Origin of the sequence: uncultured Methanofollis sp. (genome assembly GCF_937919355.1) — an archaeon.
Classification (GTDB): domain Archaea; phylum Halobacteriota; class Methanomicrobia; order Methanomicrobiales; family Methanofollaceae; genus Methanofollis.
In genome coordinates, this window is the sequence record NZ_CALFSA010000091.1 from 1 (window position 1) to 1,595 (window position 1,595).

The following is a 1,595-nucleotide window of genomic DNA, read 5'->3' on the forward strand; positions in this document are numbered from 1 at the left end:
GGCGGCGACGAGGTGCTGACCGTCAACGAACGCTCCTACGAGATCTTCGGCGACGAGAAGGCGATCGATGAACCCCGGCACGCAGCAGTCGACGGCGAGGCCGTGCTCAGGAACCTCGGCCTGACACTCGCAGACATCAGGGCGAAAAAGGTGTTTGAACCCTTCTTCTACATTGAGAAAGGTTTCAGCGCAGAGCAGGGGAATGCGGGGAGGACAGTCCTGATCGTCGAGAACAAGGACACCTTCTGGACCCTGCAGCAGGCGGTGACCGCAGGAGAGTTCGACGGTATCACCCTCATCATCTACGGGGAGGGAAACGCGATCCAGAAAAAATTCGAGTACATCGAGACTGTCGGCGGGACACGGGACGACCTCTATTTCTACTTCGGGGACATCGACAGGGAGGGCATCGCCATCTTCAACCGCTTGCAGGAACGCTACCCCGACTACGGCATCAGGCCTGCCACCTCCCTCTACACCGCCGTCCTGAAGAAGGCGGGATACCGGAATGCTCACCCTCTCAGGAAAGACCAGAAGAGAGGCCAGTTCTCGTTCTCCCCCTTCATCGACGCATTTGACGACGAGAGCAGGGCGGCGATCGAGTGGATCATCAACAAAGGGAGATATCTCCCGCAGGAGGTCCTCACCGCCGTCGACCTCAGGAGGATGAAGGCCCTTGGACTATCAGAGACATTGTAAAGATATCAACGAACGCATGGAGCACCTGGTGTGCTTCTATCCTTTTTTTAAGGCCTATGCCCAGAAGAGGGACTATGACGCACCCTCCCTCGCCCTTGGCGTGCTGACATTTCTCATCGAAAAAGGCCGTCTCCAGGGCCGCACCGTCAGGCCCGACGAGGTCAGGGAATACATCGAAGGAATGATGAAAGAGATGTACCCCGGGCAGACATTCGACTACCAGGAGGTGACACGGACAGTGCTTGGCGACCTTGAGACCACCCCCGGTGGCGAACTCTACCGCTTCCAGTACCGCGACCCGGTCAGAAAACAGCAGGTCAACCGCTATGTCCACCTCGTCGAGTACACCGTGAGCGAGGGCGCCTACCAGATCACCGACGCCGGTCTCGAGTTCATGATCACCATCAAGGAACTCCCCGAAGAGTCCAGGGTCACGGTCGCCCTCATCCTCTTCAAAAAGCAGATCGAGAGCGGGTCCTTCAGGAACGCCCTGGAGACGGTGAGGAACCTCAACCTCGAAGTCTACCGGAAAAAGGGAAAAAGACAGGCCCTGATCGACAGCATGATCTACGGCGACCCCGGCGTCGTGGAGATATACACCGCTTACACGAGGGACGTCATCTCCCAGCTTGAGCAGGAAGAGGAACTCTTTCGCCAGGTCCAGAAAACCCTCCAGGAGATCGCAGGGGACACAAAGAGGATCACCGATCAGTCCCGTTCCCTGGGTGACGAAGAGGACTTCATCACCATCAAGGAACTCGAAGATGAACTGTACCGCGGCTACAGTCTCCATAACAAACTCCTCGAAGACTACACCACGATCCCCGCGGAGTATGAACGGATCTCGAAGATCAGGCTACACTCCCTCTTTGACCGCCGTTACCAGTTCCAGAAAA

General features: G+C 57.1%; 2 protein-coding genes. Both read left to right on the forward strand.

Annotated elements, in window-relative coordinates:
* On the forward strand, positions 1-699 hold a 699-nt coding region (locus Q0520_RS04145; RefSeq protein ID WP_298666985.1), incomplete at its 5' end, for a Wadjet anti-phage system protein JetD domain-containing protein.
* Positions 677-1,595: hypothetical protein (locus Q0520_RS04150; protein WP_298666987.1), on the forward strand; the 919-nt coding region annotated here is incomplete at its 3' end. The genes Q0520_RS04145 and Q0520_RS04150, both read left to right, overlap by 23 nt.